This window comes from Rathayibacter sp. AY1E3, assembly GCF_002932235.1.
Lineage (GTDB): Bacteria > Actinomycetota > Actinomycetes > Actinomycetales > Microbacteriaceae > Rathayibacter.
On sequence record NZ_PSVN01000018.1, the window covers coordinates 13,731 to 28,215 of the forward strand.

Below are 14,485 nucleotides of genomic sequence, written 5' to 3' on the forward strand. Positions count from 1 at the left end.
CGGACTAGATCTTCTCGATCGGCGCGACCTTGATCAGCAGCTTCTTCGCGCCCACCTGGTCGAAGAGCACGTGCGCGACGCGCTTCGAGCCCTCGCCCGTCACCGCGTTCACGCGCCCCTCACCGAAGTCGGTGTGCCGGATGCGGTCGCCCGGGATCAGCTCGAGGTCGCCGTTGTCGCGCACCATGCCGGTGATCCGGTTCGGGAACTCGCCCTTGGCCTTCGGCGCCGCTGCGAGCGCCTCCCGGAACTCGGTGTTCGATCGCGACTTGCCGAAGCCGGGCCGCTGAGCGTTCAGGGCCCGGGGCTGCGTGCCGCCGCGCGAGGTCGCCGCGCCGGGCGACTGGCGCCACTGGATCAGCTCTCCCGGGATCTCCTGCAGGAACCGGCTCGGCATCGCGACCGACGTCTCGCCGTACTGCGCGCGGGTCATCGCGAGCGAGAGGTAGAGGCGCTTGCGGGCCCGGGTGATCCCCACGTAGAACAGCCGCCGCTCCTCGGCCGGGCCGCCGGGCTCGTTCGCCGAGATGCGGTGCGGGAGCAGGTCCTCCTCGATGCCGGTGAGGAACACGGCGTCGTACTCGAGGCCCTTCGCCGTGTGCAGCGTCATCAGCGAGACGGTGCCGGAGTCGTCGTCGAGGTCGTCGGCCGCGGCGACCAGCGAGACCTCGGTGAGGAAGTCCACGAGCCCGCCGTCCGGGTTGTTGCGCGCGAACTCCTTGGTGACGGCGATGAGCTCGTCGACGTTCTCGGCGCGGGCCTCGTCCTGCGGGTCGCGGCTGGCGCGGAGCATGTCGAGGTAGCCGCTGCGGGTGAGGAGCGCCGTCAGCACCTCGTGCACCTTCGCCTCGCCGCCCTCCCGTGCGGGGTCGAGCATCAGCGCGCACTCGTCGAGGAGGGTCGCGAGGTCGACGATCGCCTTCGTCACCTTCGGGCCCATCCCGAGCGAGCCGGCGTTGCGCATCGCCTCCCGCAGGGTCACCGCGTTGGTGTCGGCGAACGACTGCAGCTGCGCCTCCGTCGCGGGGCCGATGCCCCGCTTCGGAGTGTTCATGATGCGCCGCAGCGCCAGCACGTCGGCCGGATTCGCCACCGTGATCAGGTACGCCAGTGCGTCCTTGATCTCGGCGCGCTCGTAGAACTTCGTGCCGCCCAGGATCCGGTAGGGCAGCGCGGAGCGGATGAAGATCTCCTCCAGCGCGCGGGTCTGCGCGTTGGTGCGGTAGAAGACCGCGATCTCGTCGTAGCCGGTGCCCGCCGCGTGCAGGCGGGCGATCTCGTCGACCACGAACTGCGCCTCGTCGTGACCCGAGTACCCGGTGTAGCCGACGATCTTCTCCCCGTCGCCGCTGGAGGACCAGAGGTTCTTCGCGCGACGGTCGAAGTTGTTCGAGATGACGGCGTTGGCCGCCGAGAGGATGTTCTGCGTCGAGCGGTAGTTCTGCTCGAGCAGGATCACGCGGCAGCCCGGGAAGTCGCGCTCGAACTCGACGATGTTGCGGATGTCGGCGCCGCGGAACGCGTAGATGGACTGGTCCGAGTCGCCGACGACGGTGAGCGAGGCCCCCGGGATGGAGCCGTCGGCCGTGACCGGTCCGCGGTAGGGGCGGTCGAACTGCGCCGCCGCCATCGTCGCCGGCGGCACGGGCCGGGTCAGCTCGTGGATCAGCGAGTACTGGGCGTGGTTCGTGTCCTGGTACTCGTCGACCAGCACGTGGCGGAAGCGCCGCTGGTACTTCGCGGCGACGTGCGGGAAGGCGCGGAAGAGGTAGACGGTCTGCGCGATCAGGTCGTCGAAGTCGAACGCGTTCGCCCCCTCGAGCGCCCGCGAGTAGGCCCGGAAGACCTGGAGGAACATCTCCTCGTTCGGGTCGCTGAGGTTCGCGGTGCGGGCGTAGGAGTCGACGTCGGCGAGCTCGTTCTTGAGCTTGGAGATCTTCGCGGAGGCGCTCGCGACGGTGATCCCGAGCGAGTCGGCCTCGAGGTCCTTCACGATGCGCTTGAGCAGGGCGCGCTGATCGCCCGAGTCGTAGATCGTGAACGACTTGGTCATGCCGAAGTTCTCGGCCTCGCGGCGCAGGATCCGCACGCACGCGGAGTGGAACGTCGAGATCCACATCCCCTCGGCGCTCTGCCCCACCAGCTTCTCGACGCGCTCGCGCATCTCGGCCGCGGCCTTGTTGGTGAACGTGATCGCGAGGATCTGGCTCGGCCAGGCCTCGCCGTTGCCCAGGAGGCTCGCGATGCGCCGGGTGAGGACGCTGGTCTTGCCCGAGCCCGCACCCGCGACGATGAGCAGCGCGTCTCCGCGGTACTCGACCGCCTCGCGCTGCTGCGGGTTCAGCCCTGCGACGAGCTGCTCGTGCGCCGGGTCGGTGCGGGGCGCGTCCCCGGGGCCGCCGGGGGGACCGACGATGACCGGGGTGGCGCGGGAGTCGCTCGGATCGAAGAGGAAGCTCATGTCCCTCCGAGTGTAGATCGCCCCTCCGACACCGGGAGCGGTCAGGCGGTCCGCTGACGCGGCGCGGGCGAGGTGAGCGCCCCGCCGACGTCCAGTCCGCGCCACGCGAGGGAGAAGCCGAGCACGGCGAGCGCCGACGTCGACACCGCCAGGAGCTGCAGGAGCGCGAAGGCGGTGAGGTCCTTCGTGTCGTCGGGGTAGTACTGGATGCCCTGGACGGCGAGAGCCGCGAGCAGCACCACCACGATCACCGAGCACACCAGGAGCAGCCGGTTCACCCCGCGACGCGCGGGCCTCTTCGGCGCTCGGCCCACCTGGGCCCTGGTGGTCAGCCACGCGCAGGCGGCGGAGGCGGAGGCGAGCGCGACGAGGTCGGCCCCGAGGACGTCGCTCGCCCGGTGCCAGGAGGCGGCCATCGTCAGGTTGCCGACCAGCACCACGACCGCGCCGCCCAGCGCGAGCACGACGGTCCGCGCGCGCCCGGGGACGACCATCGCCAGGGCGAAGACCACCGAGACGGCCGCCGCGGTGTGCCCGCTCGGGAAGCTGCCGCCGGTGTACCAGGAGTCGGTGTCGACCAGCTCGGGCCGCTCGAGGACCACGTTCTTGAGCAGCTGGGTGAGCCCGGCCGTGACGACGATCGAGCCGACGGAGGCGACGGCCAGCGCCGGGCGCCTCCGGATCAGTGCGATCGCCGCGACGAGCAGGGCGCCGACGACCATGGAGAGCGGGGTGACGTCCGCGAGCGCCCCCGCGGCGGCGCCGGTGGCGCGGCCGAAGACGAGGTCGGCGCCCCGGAGCCCCGAGTTCTCGACGCCCTGGCCCTGAGGGGTGAGCACGGCGAGCCAGTACACGACGGCGACGCCGATCACGGCGAGGACGGCGGTGGTGATCCAGCGGCGGGTGATGCGCTCTCGGGTGGACACGGGGCCTCCTCTCGAGGGTCGGGCGGGCGGTGGTGAGCCGATGATGCCAGCGCAGCCTCCGCGTCCGCTCGGCACGCGCCGGAGGAGCGCCCGATCACGATCCGGGTTCAGCCGCGGAGCAGACGCTCCTGCTCGGCCGCCCGCGCCTCGATCGCCAGATCGGGCTGGTCGGCGAAGACGCCGTCCACTCCCGAGCGGAGGATCATCGCGAACTCCTCCTGCCAGCCGCCGTACTCCGCCGGGTCCTTCCCGCGGCGGTGCACCTTCTCGAGGAATCGGTTCTCGGCGCGCAGCGTCCAGCAGTAGACCTCGAGCCCGGCCGCGTGGGCGTCCTCGACGAGCGGACCGGTCCCCGTCGCCCGGCCGGCCGCGTCCCGCGAGAAGAGCATGCTCTTGTCGACGCTGATCCCGTCGACGGCTCCGGCGAGGTTCCGCAGTCCCGGCGGCGTGGTGAAGGCGGAGTAGGGGGCCGCGTCGGCGCCGTGGGCGGCCACGAGGTCGGGCGGGGCGCCCCGCGACTCGAGCAGGTAGATCCGGCGGGTGCCGACTCCGCTCACCGCGAGCCGCTCCAGCACGGTCTTCTCGAAGCTCTCGATCGTGAGCCGCGGGTCGCGCGGTCCCCAGCCCGCGGCGGCGAGCTCCTCGCGCAGCAGCACGTCCAGCGGCAGCCCGATCCTGGCGAAGTACGTCGCGTGCTTGATCTCGGCGACGAGCCCCGGCGGAGCGAGCGGATCGTCCTCCGCCGCCCGGTCCAGCAGCGCCAGCAGCTCGCTGAAGCGCAGCAGCGGGAACTGGCCGTCGAACGTGGCGCTGGAGCCGCGCACCGCCGGCAGCCGCTCGCGGGCCCGCAGCTCCGACAGCTCGTCCCAGGTGAAGTCCTCGGTGAACCAGCCGGTGATCTCGCGGCCGTCGATCCGCTTGGTGGTGCGGCGCGCAGCGAACTCCGGGCGCTTCTCGACGTCCGTCGTGCCGGAGATCTCGTTCTCGTGGCGGAGGACGAGCACGCCGTCGCGGGTCGCCACCAGATCGGGCTCGAGCGCATCGGCGCCCAGCGCGATCGCCAGCTCGTAGGCGGAGCGGGTGTGCTCCGGTCGGTAGCCGCTCGCTCCGCGGTGGCCGATGACGAGCGGTGACTGGCGCGCGGGCATGCCGCGATCCTACGGGCGGCTCTGCACGGCTCGCAGCGGAGTCGAGGTCCGCTCGAAGAGAACAGCCAGACTCTGAGAGGTGCTCTCAGATAAGGTGGTGTCCATCGTCGCAGTCCTCTCGGATCCGCGGCGCACCCCGCACCCACAGCGACTCAGATCCGCGAGTTCCCTCGGAGACCAGCGCACCTGAGAGAAGAGGAACCATGGCAAGCAACAATCCGGCCTTCGGACGCCCGGAGTTCAGCAACCGCGGCTACGCCGGCCGCGTGCAGGACCTCCCGGACGTCTCCCCCGGCACGCTCGACCAGATGTACTCCCGTCCGGCCGCCGGCTCCGTCGAGACCGACCGGATGACCGTCGAGGACACCCTCGCCAAGACCGCCCTCGCCTTCGTCGTGCTCCTCGCGGGTGCGGCCGTCGGCTGGTTCGTCCCGGGCCTGATGCTCCCCGCCGTGCTCGTCGCGCTGGTGCTGGGCATCGTCAACGCCTTCAAGAAGCAGCCGTCGCCCGCCCTGATCCTCGGCTACGCCGCGACCCAGGGCATCGCTGTCGGCGCGATCTCGAAGTTCTTCGAGAGCGCGTACGCCGGAGCGGTCGTCCAGGCCCTCATGGCGACCGTCATCGTGATCGGCGTCACCCTGGCGCTGTTCATGAACGGCAAGATCCGCACCTCGCCGAAGCTCAACAAGATCTTCTTCATCGGCATGATCAGCTACGCGGTGTTCTCGCTGGTGAACCTGGGCCTCGGCCTCTTCGGCGTCGGCGGCGGCTTCGGTCTCCGCACCGGCTTCATCGGCATCGTGATCGGCCTCATCGCCGTCGCGCTCGCCACGTACTCGCTCGTGATGGACTTCGAGTTCATCCAGCAGGGCGTGCGCAACCGCCTCCCCCGCATCTACGGCTGGACCGGCGCCTACGGCATCCTGGTCACCGTCGTCTGGATGTACCTGGAGATCCTGCGCCTCGTCGCGATCTTCCGCGAGTAGCACGGCGCACCACGTCCGACGGGCGCTCGACCTCCGGGTCGGGCGCCCGTCGTCGTTCCCGGCCCCAGCGCCGTTCCCGGTGCACTGCCGGGAGCGCCTGGCACGATGGAGGGATGAGCGCCGCAGACTCCCGGATCGTCGGCCTCGACGTCGCACGCGGCCTGGCCGTCCTCGGCATGTTCGCCGCCCACCTCGCCCCCGTCGAGAGCGAGATGCTCTGGAACGGCCGCAGCTCCGTCCTCTTCGCCGTGCTGGCGGGAGTGTCGATCGGGCTGATGACGGGCGGCGCACAGCGCTCCTCGCGGCCCTGGCAGGACACGGGATCGATCCTGCTCCGCGGGCTGTACCTGCTCGTCATCGGCGTCGCCCTCACCCTGCTCGGGACGCCGATCGCGGTGATCCTGCCGCACTACGGGGTGATGTTCCTCGTCGCGGCGCTGCTGCTCTTCCTGCCGCGGGCGGTCCTCGCCCTGCTGGTCGCGGTCGCGGCGATCGCCGGGCCCCTCGCGGTCGACGCGCTGACGAGCGCCGGCGGCTCCTGGCTCTCGACCCTGTCGCCCGACGAGGCGCTCCTGGCCGCGCAGCCCCTCATCTGGCTCACCCAGTACTACCCGGTGCCGTCGTGGCTGGCGTACGTGGTACTCGGCCTCCTGATCGCGCGCTGCGACGTCCGGTCCGCGACCACCCAGCGCTGGGTCGTCGTCGGCGGCGCCGTCTCGGCCGTGCTCGGCTACGGCGGCGGGCTGCTGCTCGGGGGTCCGGAGGCGGTGGAGGCGCACGCCAGCACCACCGCCGAGCTCCTCGGGGCGGGCGGGGTCGCCTGCGTGGTCCTCGGCGCGCTGACGGCTCTGCTGCAGCGGCTGCCGCTCCTGGCACGGGCGGCGACTCCGATCGCGGCCGTCGGTGCGATGCCGCTGACGATCTACTCGCTGCAGCTCGTGGCGCTGGCGGTGTACCTGGTCCCGTACGAGCCGTTCGACTTCGAGGCGTGGCGCAGCTGGACGCTGCTCGGCGTCTTCGTGGTCGGCTCGATCGTCGCCGCTCTCCTCTGGAGGCGGCTCGTGGGGCAGGGCCCGCTGGAGTGGCTGCTCGCGCGCGCGTCGCTGCGGCCTCGGGGTCCGCGCGCGGCGCTGGGTTAGGGTGGCCGGATGATCACGCGTCGCGAGGCCGCTCAGCGCCTCGACATCCCCCTCGAGATGGCGACGCGGCACGGCATCCCCACCCGTCTGTCGGAGGAGGAGCTCGCCGCCCTCGAGCAGGATCCGCCCGCCTGGCTCGTCCAGTCGCGCGCGAACCGCACCGGCAGGCGTCCCGTGTGGGTGACCCTCGACTGCACCGTCTGCGGCCGCTCCGAGGCCGCCCGCCCGAAGAAGTGGTGGCCCGAGTTCACGTTCCTCGTCTGCGAGGACCACTCCCCCGCCTCCTGGCCGCACCACCCCGAGGGCCACCGCCGCGACGAGTACGACGGCATCGGCACCCGCTTCATCGGCGTGCTCGACACCCCCGCCTGACCCGCGCTCGCGAGCCTGCCGCCTGCACCTCGGCCCCCGGACCAGCGCCGACCCGCGTTCCCCGACCGCTCGGCAGGAGCTCGCTTCTCCGCCGGCACCCCAGGAACGTCCCCGCAGGGCCTCGTCCCGCTGACCGCCACTCGGAACGCCTCGCCAGGCACCGGTCAACCCCGACCGATCCCCCGGCCGAACCGCGGCCACCCGTTCCCTGAACAGCCACCTGAGCTCGTTCCCCGACCTGCATCCCGGGAACGGCCCCGCAGGGGCTCGTTCCCCTCTACCTGCACCCGGGAACGGCCCCGCAGGGGCTCGTTCCCCCACCCGCTCCCCTCAACAAGAAACGGCCCCCTTCGAAGGGAGCCGTTCCTGACGTTCCGCGGGTCTCCGCGCGGTCAGCTGCAAGGCGGAGAAGGGCGCGATACCGGAGGTATCGCAACCGCCGACAACGCCGCAGATGACCGTGCGGAGACCCGCGGAATCACTCCCACTCGATGGTGCCGGGGGGCTTGGACGTCACATCCAGCACCACCCGGTTCACGCCGCTCACCTCGTTGGTGATGCGGTTGGAGATTCTGGCGAGGAGGTCGTAGGGCAGGCGGGTCCAGTCGGCGGTCATCGCGTCTTCCGAGGAGACGGGGCGCAGGACGATGGGGTGGCCGTAGGTGCGGCCGTCGCCCTGGACTCCGACGGAGCGGACGTCGGCGAGGAGGACGACGGGGCACTGCCAGATCTCGGTGTCGAGGCCGGCGGCGGTGAGCTCGGCGCGGACGATGGCGTCGGCGTCCTGGAGGAGGTCGAGCCGCTCCTGGGTGACCTCGCCGACGATGCGGATGCCGAGGCCGGGTCCGGGGAAGGGCTGGCGGCCGACGATGACCTCGGGGAGGCCGAGCTCGCGGCCGATCGCGCGGACCTCGTCCTTGAAGAGGGTGCGGAGCGGCTCGACGAGGGCGAACTGCAGGTCCTCGGGGAGTCCGCCGACGTTGTGGTGGGACTTGATGTTGGCGGTGCCGGTCCCGCCGCCGGATTCGACGACGTCGGGGTAGAGCGTGCCCTGGACGAGGAAGTCGATCGTCTCGCCCTCGCCCTGCGCTTCGAGCACGAGCGCTTCGGCGGCGGCCTCGAAGGTGCGGATGAACTCGCGGCCGATGATCTTGCGCTTCTGCTCCGGGTCGCTGACGCCGGCGAGCGCGTCGAGGAACTGCTCGCGCGCGTCGACGGTGACCAGGCGGACGCCGGTCGCGGCGACGTAGTCCTCCTCGACCTGGCGGCGCTCGTCCTTGCGGAGGAGTCCGTGGTCGACGAAGACGCAGGTGAGCTGGTCGCCGATGGCACGGTGCACGATCGCAGCGGCGACGGCGGAGTCGACTCCGCCGGACAGGCCGCAGATGACGCGTCCGGTGCCGACCTGCTCGCGGATCACGGCGACCTGGTCGTCGATCACGTTGGAGGAGTTCCAGTCGGCCGGGATGCCCGCGGCGCGGTGGAGGAAGTTCTCGATGACGGCCTGGCCGTAGGCGGAGTGCTTGACCTCGGGGTGCCACTGCACGCCGTAGAGACGGCGCTCGTCGTTGCCGAAGGCGGCGACCGGGGTGGAGCTCGTGGAGGCGAGGACCTCGAAGCCCTCGGGCGCCTGTGCGACCGAGTCGCCGTGGCTCATCCACACCGTCTGGTCGGCGGGCTGCTCGCCGAGGAGCACGCCACCGTCGGTCGAGAGGGCGGCGTCCGTCGCTCCGTACTCGCGCAGCCCCGTGTTGGCGACCTCGCCGCCGAGCGTCTTCGCCATCACCTGGAAGCCGTAGCAGATGCCCAGGACCGGGACCCCGAGGTCGAAGATCGCGGGGTCGAGCTGCGGGGCGCCCTCCTCGTACACGCTGGAGGGGCCGCCCGAGAGGATGATGCCGACGGGCGACTTCGCGGCGATCTCGGCGGCCGTGGCGTTGGAGGGCACGATCTCGGAGTAGACGTTCGCCTCGCGGACCCGGCGGGCGATCAGCTGCGCGTACTGCGCGCCGAAGTCGACGACGAGGACGGGCTGCGCGGCCAGGTGCGGCTGGGGAGCGGTGGGCTGCTCGCTAATGGGGGGCCTCCACGGAGTCGGTCGGGGTCTTCGGGTCGGTGCCGGCGGTCCGGCGCTCGAGGTACTGCTCGACCTCGCGGGCGATGCGGGTCTCGACGAAGAAGGAGAGGGTGGGCACCACTCCGCCGAGCGCGATGAGCACGAAGCGCGTGAACGGCCAGCGCATGAGGCTCCACAGGCGGAAGTCGGCGAAGAGGTAGACGACGTAGAACCAGCCGTGCGCGATCAGGATGCCGGTGGACAGGTTCGCGCCGGTGCCGCTCGACCTGAACTCGCCTCCGGGCACCTCGTACATCGGGGCGAAGTGCAGAACGCCCTGCTGGCCGAAGGCGAACAGCTCGAGGTGGAAGACGTACTTGAGGAGCATCTCCGCGCAGAGCAGGAGCAGCATCACGCCGGTGATGATCGAGGTCACCCGGTAGAAGCGCAGCGCGCTCCGGATCGCAGGGAACTGCGCGGGCTTGGGCTCGAGGGGCATGACGACCAGTTTACGGTGCGGGGGCGGGGGCCTCGGCCCGGTCGCCCAGGTCGGCGCGGGCGCGCTCCTCGGCGTCGAGCGCCTCCTCGGCCTCGCGCTCCCACGCGTCCTTGACGAGGCGGAACCAGAGATAGAGGGCGAAGCCGGCGAAGACGACCCACTCGATCGCGTAGAAGACGTTGAGCCAGTTCAGCGAGACGTCGCTCACGCGCGCCGGGGAGTCGATCGCCCCGAGGCCGGCGACCGGCTCGTCGACGACGACATAGCCCTGGTAGACGTCCTGCGGCGGATCCGGCCAGCGGTTGATCAGCGCGGGGACGGAGAGCGCGGTGAGGGTGGCGGGGTCCAGGCCCTCCGCCGGCACCTCCGCCGCCTCGTTGGCCACGAGGCGGCCGGTGAAGGAGGAGGGCGCCTGCTCGCTCCCGCTGTTGAGGGCGTCCGCGACGGACTGCGCCTGCGCCTCGTCCTGCGTCCAGCCGTAGGCGAGCACCAGGTCGGCGTCGGCGGTGCGGGTGCGGGCGATGACCCACCAGCCCGGCAGCTCGCCGTTCAGGCGGCCGCCGAGGATCTCGGCACCGCCCGGCACGAAGACGGACGAGCCCTCCACGCGCTGTCCGTCGGCGGTCGCCGTGATCGAGCGGGAGGGGGTCGCGACCTCCGCGAGCGGGAGCGTCGTCTCCGACACTCCGGAGTCGGGCGCGGCGGCTTCGACCGCGCGGCCGACCTGCCACTGCCCGAGCGCGGCGAAGAGCCCGGCGATCAGGAGTGCGAGCGCCAGCGCGGCGATCCAGCGCGGGCGCCGGGCCACCTGCCCGACCGTGCTCTGCGTCATTCGTCCCTCGTCCGCCCTCGATCCGTGCGGTGTCCCGCGGGCCGGATCGAGCCTAACCCGTGAGTGTGGGAGCTCCGTGGGATCAGTAGTCGGGCTCCCTCGGGCGGCGGGGCCGGGCGTCGTCGGCGCCGTCGGACTGCTGCATCGCCTGGTCGATGAGCGCCTGGCGCATCGGATCGGGGAACTCGTCGTCGAGCTCGTCCGGCTCCGCGGGGCGCCTCGGAGGAGCGGGAACCTCCTCCGCGGAGACGGCGGGCGCGGCCATCGCCGCCTCCACGAGCGCGAAGTCCTCCTCGTCCATGGCCGTGGCCGCTGCGGGTGCCGGGCGGTGCCGCCGCCGCGAGAGGAACGCGCCGATGCTCTCGGAGCGCGAGGCGAGGATCGGCCCGACGATCGCCATGATCAGCACGTAGAGGCCGGCGAAGGGCTGGATCCGCTCGTCGAGCCCCGCCGAGAGCGATAGCGTCGCCAGGATGAGCGCGAACTCGCCGCGGTTGTGCAGGATGAACGCCGCGTTCAGGCCCGCGCGCGGTCCGAGCTTGTTGAGCCACGCGACGAACTGCCCCGCGCCGAGGTTCAGGACGATGGTCATCACCGCGGCGATCAGCACCGGGACCACGACGCTCGGGAACGCGCCGGGATCCAGCCCGAGACCGAAGTTGACGAAGAAGAAGGCTCCGAACACGTCGCGCAGCGGGATCGCGATGTGCTCGACCCTCGACCGGAACCGCGTCGCTCCGATGACCAGTCCGATCAGGAACGCGCCGATGGCGTCCGTCACTCCGAGGACCTCGCCGATGCCGCCGAACAGGATGGCGAGACCGAAGAACAGGATCGTGAACAGCTCGTCGTCGCGAGTGCGGAAGAAGCGGGAGACGACCTTCCCGCCCCAGCGGGCGATCGCGAACATCACCACGAGGAACGCGAACGCGATGACGAGCTTGAGCACCACCGGCCACGGCTCCGTCTCGCCCGAGAGCACGACGGACACGATCGCCAGGTAGACCGCGATGAAGATGTCCTCGACGACCGTGACGCCCAGGATCATCGGCGTCTCGGGGTTCGCGAGGCGCTTGAGCTCGATCAGCAGCTTGGTGACGATCGCGCTCGAGCTCGTCGCCGTGATGCCGGCGATGATCAGCGCCTCGCGGCTCCCCCAGCCCAGCGCGAAGCCGAAGCCGAGGCCGACGGCCATGTTGACCGCGATGTAGGAGCCGCCGGAGAGGATCAGGCGGCCGGCGTTCCCGAAGAACTCGTCCTGGTCGAACTCCAGGCCGAGGTTGAACAGCAGGAGTATCAGCCCGAAGACCGCGGTCAGCTCGATGTAGCTCGACTCGAAGTCGAGTGGGAAGAGGTGGAAGTTCGGGCTCGCGAGGAGCCCGACGACCATGTAGATCGGGATGGCCGGGAGCCCGATCGTCCTCCCCAGCCGGCCGAGGACGTAGGCGACGACGAACAGGACGCCGAGGACGATGAGGTCTTCGCCGTGGTGCATTCTCAGGCTCCGGGCGGGGCGTCGACCGTCTTGGCGAAGCTGCCGGTGCGGAAGAACGCGAACGCCTTGGCGACCTTCTCGGGGCTGCCGGCGACCACGAGGGTGTCGCCGGGGAAGACGCGGAAGTCGGGGGCCGGCGCCGGGTTGGCGGCGTCACCCCGGACCACGGCGACGACGGTCAGCCCGACGATCCCGCGGTCGGCGGGCTTGCCGAGCTGCTGTCCGGCGATGTGGTCGTCGTAGTCGACGGTGAACCAGTCGATCGAGAGGCCCGGGATCTGGTCGAGCGCGGTCAGCGACTCCGTGATCTGCGTGCCGCCGAGGAGCTCGGCGAGGGTGTGCGCCTCGTCGTCGCTCAGGCGGAGGGACACCTTGGCGCCGTCCTGGTCGCCCTCGGCGAACGTGATCAGGTCGCTGTGGCCGGAGCGGTGGGCGATGACGCCGACCTTGCCGCCGTCGGCCGTCAGGAACGTGTGCAGAACGCCGACACCGGGCAGTTTGACCCTGCGGACCTCGACCATGCGTGCTCCCTCCGCGCCGTGCGGCGCTCCCACTCGGGACTTCCAGCTTAGGCGCGTGCGGAGCCCTCCTGCCGAGGGAACCCCGACCCGTCGAGGGATCCCGCAGTTTCCCGGCGGCCTCGGCGGTCCTGCGTCCCTCACTGTCCACAGGGGGTGGGGGGAGTCTCCACAGGAGGAGCGGAGGGAGGGAAAGGGGGGCGGAAGCGTGCAGTGGGGATCTGTCGAGACGGGGCGTGCCGCCGGTCGGACGAGTTCGTGCGGCAGCGGGCGCGGATCGACGCCGTGGCCGCGACCTGGAGCGCGCCCTTCTTCCTCCGCGAGTCGGCGGCGGCGGTCCGGGACCCCCCTGGTCGAGCCGCTCGCGGTGACCGTGCATGTCGAGGGGCGACGGACCTGGGCAGCCGGATGCGGAACGGCGTCGCGGAGCGCTCGTCCGCCCTCACCCGCACTGATCGACGGACTCGCCGTCTCGGATCCGGCGCAGACCGCCGTCGACCTGGACCGACCCGGCGTTCCTCCGGGACCGCTCCCGAGCTCGTGCTTCTCGCCGAGAAGCGCCGGGAGGACCGGCTCCGCGCGCGGGTCCGCAGCGTCGTCCGCTGGGCTGGCGCAAGGCCCACGACGCCGGCCCCCTGCTCATCCGGCCGGCCCGTCCCGGCGTCCACCGCGTCGAGGGACCTCCGGGCCGTCGAGGGAGCCCGCTGTTCGCGGCGGCCTCGACGGTCCGGATCGCCTCGGTCGGTGAGCGTCAGCTGGGCTGGTACGGCGCGACGACGACCTCGACCCGCTGGAACTCCTTGAGGTCGGAGTAGCCGGTCGTCGCCATCGAGCGGCGCAGGGCGCCGATGAGGTTCGCCGTGCCGTCGGCGCCGGTTGCCGGGCCGTAGAGGACCTGCTCGAGGGTGCCGACGGTGCCGACCTCGACGCGGCGGCCTCGCGGCAGCTGCGGGTGGTGCGCCTCCGCGCCCCAGTGCCAGCCCCCGCCGGGAGCGTCGGTCGCGCGCGCCAGCGCCGAGCCGAGCATCACGGCGTCCGCGCCCACCGCGACGGCCTTCACGATGTCGCCGGAGGTGCCGAGGCCGCCGTCCGCGATGACGTGCACGTAGCGTCCGCCCGACTCGTCGAGGTAGTCGCGGCGAGCGCCGGCGACATCGGCGACCGCGGTCGCCATCGGAGCCTGGATGCCGAGCGTCGTGCGGGTGGTGGAGGCGGCACCGCCGCCGAACCCGACGAGGACGCCCGCGGCGCCCGTGCGCATGAGGTGCAGGGCCGCGGTGTAGGTGGAGGCGCCGCCGACGATGACGGGCACGTCGAGCTCGTAGATGAACTTCTTGAGGTTCAGCGGCTCGGTGTCGCGCGAGACGTGCTCGGCCGAGACGGTCGTGCCGCGGATGACGAACACGTCGACCCCGGCGTCGACGACGGTCTGGTACAGCTCCGCGGTCCGCTGGGGCGACAGGGCCCCGGCGACGGTCACGCCCGCGGCGCGGATCTCGGCCAGGCGCGCGGTCACCAGCTCGGGGCGGATCGGAGCGGAGTAGATCTCCTGCATCCGCTGCGTCGCGGTCTCGGCCGGAAGCCGGCGGATCTCCTCGAGCAGCGGCTCCGGGTCCTCGTACCGCGTCCACAGACCCTCGAGGTCGAGGACGCCCAGCGCCCCCAGATGCCCGAGCCGGATCGCCGTCGCCGGCGACACCACCGAGTCCATCGGCGCGGCGAGGATCGGCGTCGCGAACTGGTACGCGTCGATCGACCACTTCACCGACACGACCTCGGGGTCGCGCGTCCGGCGGCTCGGGACGACGGCGATGTCGTCGAAGGCGTACGCGCGGCGGGCGCGCTTGGCGCGCCCGATCTCGATCTCCATGACGCAGAGTTTACTGTGGCTCGCTCCTCGCTCCGCTCGTCGCTCGCCCGCGGTCGGCCCGAGCGGGCGGTCGCGTTCCGCAGAGCGTCCTACGTCCGCGCTACGCCGATCCGCTGGAACGCGGATCGCCGGTTACCGCTGAGCGGTGTCAGCTGTGGCTCGCTCCTCGCTCCGCTCGCCGCT

Annotated in this window: 12 protein-coding genes; 3 read left to right on the forward strand and 9 right to left on the reverse strand. The window is 71.7% G+C overall.

The genetic code is table 11. The features are described 5' to 3' along the window. Positions 1-4: 4 nt before the first annotated feature. From C5C53_RS13700 to C5C53_RS13710, 3 genes are all read right to left on the reverse strand, one after another. Positions 5-2,461 (reverse strand): ATP-dependent helicase, encoded by a 2,457-nt coding sequence (locus tag C5C53_RS13700; protein WP_104227300.1) that lies wholly within the window; start codon positions 2,459-2,461, stop codon positions 5-7. A gap of 41 nt (positions 2,462-2,502) precedes the next feature. Then, positions 2,503-3,387, reverse strand: a complete 885-nt coding sequence (locus C5C53_RS13705) for a phosphatase PAP2 family protein (protein WP_104224743.1) — start codon at positions 3,385-3,387, stop codon at positions 2,503-2,505. A gap of 107 nt (positions 3,388-3,494) precedes the next feature. Further along, positions 3,495-4,535 (reverse strand): glycerophosphodiester phosphodiesterase family protein, encoded by a 1,041-nt coding sequence (locus C5C53_RS13710; RefSeq protein ID WP_104267786.1) that lies wholly within the window; start codon positions 4,533-4,535, stop codon positions 3,495-3,497. A gap of 203 nt (positions 4,536-4,738) precedes the next feature. On the opposite strand from C5C53_RS13710, the gene C5C53_RS13715 reads away from it, so the two are divergent. The 3 genes from C5C53_RS13715 to C5C53_RS13725 all read left to right on the forward strand — a co-directional run bounded on the left by C5C53_RS13715 (position 4,739) and on the right by C5C53_RS13725 (position 7,032). Then, positions 4,739-5,521: a Bax inhibitor-1/YccA family protein gene (locus tag C5C53_RS13715; protein WP_104224741.1), complete on the forward strand. Its 783-nt coding sequence runs from the start codon at positions 4,739-4,741 to the stop codon at positions 5,519-5,521. Between the two features lie 113 nt (positions 5,522-5,634). After that, positions 5,635-6,660: a DUF418 domain-containing protein gene (locus tag C5C53_RS13720; RefSeq protein WP_104267787.1), complete on the forward strand. Its 1,026-nt coding sequence runs from the start codon at positions 5,635-5,637 to the stop codon at positions 6,658-6,660. 9 nt (positions 6,661-6,669) lie between these two features. After that, a complete protein-coding gene (locus C5C53_RS13725) occupies positions 6,670-7,032 on the forward strand; it encodes a DUF5997 family protein (RefSeq protein ID WP_104267788.1) in 363 nt (120 codons plus the stop codon). Positions 7,033-7,510: 478 nt separating this feature from the next. On the opposite strand, the gene guaA is transcribed toward C5C53_RS13725, so the two are convergent. The 6 genes from guaA to C5C53_RS13755 all read right to left on the reverse strand — a co-directional run bounded on the left by guaA (position 7,511) and on the right by C5C53_RS13755 (position 14,302). Next, on the reverse strand, positions 7,511-9,076 hold the full coding sequence (guaA, locus tag C5C53_RS13730) for a glutamine-hydrolyzing GMP synthase (protein WP_104227304.1): 1,566 nt from the start codon (positions 9,074-9,076) through the stop codon (positions 7,511-7,513). A gap of 28 nt (positions 9,077-9,104) precedes the next feature. Further along, positions 9,105-9,587 carry a DUF3817 domain-containing protein gene (locus C5C53_RS13735; RefSeq protein WP_104256110.1) on the reverse strand — a complete coding sequence of 161 codons (483 nt, stop codon included), beginning with the start codon at positions 9,585-9,587 and terminating at the stop codon, positions 9,105-9,107. Positions 9,588-9,597: 10 nt separating this feature from the next. Continuing rightward, positions 9,598-10,419 (reverse strand): SURF1 family cytochrome oxidase biogenesis protein, encoded by an 822-nt coding sequence (locus C5C53_RS13740; RefSeq protein ID WP_104267789.1) that lies wholly within the window; start codon positions 10,417-10,419, stop codon positions 9,598-9,600. A gap of 82 nt (positions 10,420-10,501) precedes the next feature. After that, a complete protein-coding gene (locus tag C5C53_RS13745) occupies positions 10,502-11,914 on the reverse strand; it encodes a cation:proton antiporter (protein ID WP_104224735.1) in 1,413 nt (470 codons plus the stop codon). Between the two features lie 2 nt (positions 11,915-11,916). Further along, on the reverse strand, positions 11,917-12,435 hold the full coding sequence (locus C5C53_RS13750) for a cation:proton antiporter regulatory subunit (RefSeq protein ID WP_068256939.1): 519 nt from the start codon (positions 12,433-12,435) through the stop codon (positions 11,917-11,919). Between the two features lie 748 nt (positions 12,436-13,183). Further along, entirely contained in the window at positions 13,184-14,302 is a 1,119-nt protein-coding gene (locus tag C5C53_RS13755) for a GuaB3 family IMP dehydrogenase-related protein (protein ID WP_104224734.1), read from the reverse strand. Positions 14,303-14,485: the final 183 nt, after the last annotated feature.

Excerpts from the sequence above, each read along its gene's own strand:
- C5C53_RS13700 (WP_104227300.1), bottom strand. The coding sequence starts at position 2,461 with ATGAGCTTCCTCTTCGATCCGAGCGACTCCCGCGCCACCCCGGTCATC.
- C5C53_RS13710 (WP_104267786.1), bottom strand. The coding sequence starts at position 4,535 with ATGCCCGCGCGCCAGTCACCGCTCGTCATCGGCCACCGCGGAGCGAGC.
- C5C53_RS13715 (WP_104224741.1), top strand. The coding sequence starts at position 4,739 with ATGGCAAGCAACAATCCGGCCTTCGGACGCCCGGAGTTCAGCAACCGC.
- C5C53_RS13720 (WP_104267787.1), top strand. The coding sequence starts at position 5,635 with ATGAGCGCCGCAGACTCCCGGATCGTCGGCCTCGACGTCGCACGCGGC.
- C5C53_RS13725 (WP_104267788.1), top strand. The coding sequence starts at position 6,670 with ATGATCACGCGTCGCGAGGCCGCTCAGCGCCTCGACATCCCCCTCGAG.
- C5C53_RS13735 (WP_104256110.1), bottom strand. The coding sequence starts at position 9,587 with ATGCCCCTCGAGCCCAAGCCCGCGCAGTTCCCTGCGATCCGGAGCGCG.
- C5C53_RS13740 (WP_104267789.1), bottom strand. The coding sequence starts at position 10,419 with ATGACGCAGAGCACGGTCGGGCAGGTGGCCCGGCGCCCGCGCTGGATC.
- C5C53_RS13745 (WP_104224735.1), bottom strand. The coding sequence starts at position 11,914 with ATGCACCACGGCGAAGACCTCATCGTCCTCGGCGTCCTGTTCGTCGTC.
- C5C53_RS13750 (WP_068256939.1), bottom strand. The coding sequence starts at position 12,435 with ATGGTCGAGGTCCGCAGGGTCAAACTGCCCGGTGTCGGCGTTCTGCAC.
- C5C53_RS13755 (WP_104224734.1), bottom strand. The coding sequence starts at position 14,302 with ATGGAGATCGAGATCGGGCGCGCCAAGCGCGCCCGCCGCGCGTACGCC.